We start from the raw sequence: 2,835 nt of genomic DNA, 5'->3' as shown, positions 1-2,835 counted from the left end.
TGTGAACGCTAAACTAAAGTTAACACTTTTTGCTCATTAAAAATGAACACATTATATCACCTTCACTAGACCTTCGGTATACTACTATTATTGGAGCATCTAGGGAGGCCAACGGAGTGAAAAAGTGGATGGCATATTCAAAAATACATGAACTAAGACAAAAAGGGTTTACTATTGCAGCTATAGCTAGAAAAGTAGGATTAAGTAGAAATACGGTTTACCAACATTTGAGTAAAAGTCCTAAAGAGTTCAGTGAGTGGTTACTAAATCTATCTAATAGAGCAAAGAAACTAGATCAATACCATGATCTGATTCTCGAATGGTTAAAAGAACATCCAGATTTAACTGGCGCTCAGGTTCATGATTGGTTAAAAGAGAACTACGAGGGTTTTACTATTGGAGAAAGTACCGTTAGAAACTATGTAGCTGAGTTACGAGAACGATACTCGATACCAAAAGCATTGAACGTTAGAGAGTACCAAGTAGTTGAAGAAATGCCTATGGGAAAACAAGCTCAGGTGGATTTTGGGGAAGTTATCGTTCAGAAGAAAGATGGAGGAAGACAAAAGCTCTGGTTTATTGCATTTGTGTTATCCCACTCTCGATACAAATACACTGAATGGTTAGACAGACCTTTTACCACAAGGGACGTTATCCGGTGCCATGAAGCAGCCTTTCACTATTATGGGGGAAGACCAGAAGAACTTGTATATGATCAAGACCACTTAATTTCTGTAAGTGAGAACGCAGGAGATATTATTCTCACCAAGGAATTTCAAGCTTATCAACAAATGAGGAAGTTCAGCATTTACCTATGTAGAAAGAGCGACCCAGAAACAAAAGGGAAGATAGAAAACGTAGTGAAATATGTAAAATATAACTTTAGTAAAAACCGCGTCTATAGCTCACTGGAGATATGGAATGAACAAAGCCTTAAATGGCTTTCTAGAACAGGGAATTACAATGTACATAACACAACAAAAAAGAGACCCTTTGAAGTGCACGCCCTGGAAAAGCAACACTTACAAAAAGTCTCTACAGAGTTCTCTTTCGAGAATAACTATAAAACAAGTATAACAAGAAATATACGGAAGGACAATGTCATATCCTATCTGTCCAACCGTTATAGTGTTCCTGCGGGGACCTATCGTCCGAAAAAAAGCAATATTGCCTATCTCAACATTACAGACGAAAATAGATTGAATATTAGACTAACCCCTGACGGGGAAATCATAGCGACCCATACTCTGGCAGAAGGCAAAGGACAGCTGCTTCTGGATAAGAATCATAAGCGAAAGCGTTCGACAAAGTTAGCTGAATGGGAAGTGGAAATCAGGAAAAACTTCGATAATCAAGATCAAATCAATGAATTTTTAAGAGCCCTTAGAGACCGTTACCCTCGCCATATGGGTGATCAACTGACAATTCTTTGGAACCTCATTCAGCACGAAGGAAATTTAATAAACCAAGCCTTGAATGTGGTCATGGACTATAAGTTAACTAGTGCCAACGATTTTAGAGACATTGTGTACTCACTTAAAATAGAGGCTAGAAGTAATCCAGCTCCAATTCAAGAACAAGAGTCTCCTTATTCACATATAAATGCTTCTACAAGAAAGATAGAATCCTATATTGAGATCCTGAAAGGAGGTCATTCCGCATGACTATCCTTATGGACCAACTTCAGGATTTATGTCGTTCATTGCGATTAGCTGAGAGTGCCAAAGAATTACCGAGCATCATTCGCAATGCAGAAGCACATCAGTGGACTCACCATGAACTACTTCATGAATTATTTACCTATGAGCAAAAGTGTAGAGAAGAAAAGCTCATAAACAAGCTGTTGAAATGGGCTAGGTTCCCTTACCTCAAGACGTTGGATGAGTTCAACTTAAATGAGCAAAGATCCGTTAGTACAAAGCAGCTCAAACAGTTGAGAGAACTTTTATGGATGGAGCAGCTATACAACATCATTCTTTTAGGTCCCCCTGGTGTTGGAAAGACCCATCTAGCGATAGGTTTAGGGATGGAGGCTATTTCAAAAGGCCATCAAGTGTCTTTCCTGCCAATGGGAGAACTTGTACATATTTTGAAAACAAAAGAGTTCTCTCGCAAATCACAGACAACGTATAAAAGAATTAAAGATTCGGACCTATTGATCATCGATGACATGATGTACATGGCAATGGATACAAAAGAAGCTAACCTGTTTTTTCATTTGATAAATGAGCTATATGATAAGAGTTCTATAGTGCTTACTTCCAACAAGGGACCAGATCAATGGGGTGAACTTCTAGGGGACCAGGGCATTACAACAGCTATATTAGATCGCCTCCTTCATAGAGTGGAGGTCATCAACATAGATGAAGATAGCTACCGCATGAAAAATAGGACTACCATTTTTGGAGAAGGAGCATAAGTATGAAGAGTTTAACGCTCGAAGAGGCGACATCTATCCTCCATTCACATGGCATTAAATGTGATATGAATAAAGTTCAGAAGTGGATTATTACAGGCAAGATAAAAGAAGCAAACCAAGGAATCACTAAAGATAAGATTGAAGACTTCCTCCATAGATATCAATGGGATGGAACAGCATATGAACCTGGGATTGATGATCAAACCAAAATCGCAAGATTACTAGAGGAAGTTAAGGAACTACGTTTAGAAAATCAAAGTTTAAAGCATGAAAACGGGCAACTTAAAAATGCTTCAGAGGCTTTGCCTTTTTAACACAGTACTGCCTGCCAATATGGTAGGCAGATGTATCATAAACAAGCAAAAAGTGTTCATAATTATTTAGCAAAAACTGTTCATTTGTACTTGACGGTTACA

The 2,835-nt window shown here is 38.3% G+C and carries 3 protein-coding genes; all 3 read left to right on the top strand.

Annotated features, from left to right (window positions below):
- Positions 1-128 precede the first annotated feature (128 nt).
- From istA to FGG79_RS21240, 3 genes are read left to right on the top strand one after another with little or no spacing between them, the layout of a single operon-like run.
- Positions 129-1,664 carry an IS21 family transposase gene (gene istA / locus FGG79_RS21250; RefSeq protein WP_138781991.1) on the top strand — a complete coding sequence of 512 codons (1,536 nt, stop codon included), beginning with the start codon at positions 129-131 and terminating at the stop codon, positions 1,662-1,664.
- Complete coding sequence (gene istB / locus FGG79_RS21245; protein ID WP_138781989.1) at positions 1,661-2,419, top strand: IS21-like element helper ATPase IstB; 759 nt, start codon at positions 1,661-1,663, stop codon at positions 2,417-2,419. The genes istA and istB overlap by 4 nt, the downstream gene beginning before the upstream one ends.
- A gap of 2 nt (positions 2,420-2,421) precedes the next feature.
- Positions 2,422-2,733: a hypothetical protein gene (locus FGG79_RS21240; protein ID WP_138781987.1), complete on the top strand. Its 312-nt coding sequence runs from the start codon at positions 2,422-2,424 to the stop codon at positions 2,731-2,733.
- Positions 2,734-2,835: the final 102 nt, after the last annotated feature.

It is taken from the genome of Bacillus sp. BHET2, from assembly GCF_005938125.1.
Taxonomy (GTDB): domain Bacteria; phylum Bacillota; class Bacilli; order Bacillales; family Bacillaceae_B; genus Rossellomorea.
The sequence above is the reverse complement of the archived record's forward strand: the minus strand, read 5'-3'. Positions and strand labels throughout refer to the sequence as shown.

What these genes read in the sequence shown, in the direction of transcription:
- istA (WP_138781991.1), top strand. Translation starts at nt 129, where the DNA reads ATGGCATATTCAAAAATACATGAACTAAGACAAAAAGGGTTTACTATT.
- FGG79_RS21240 (WP_138781987.1), top strand. Translation starts at nt 2,422, where the DNA reads ATGAAGAGTTTAACGCTCGAAGAGGCGACATCTATCCTCCATTCACAT.
- istB (WP_138781989.1), top strand. Translation starts at nt 1,661, where the DNA reads ATGACTATCCTTATGGACCAACTTCAGGATTTATGTCGTTCATTGCGA.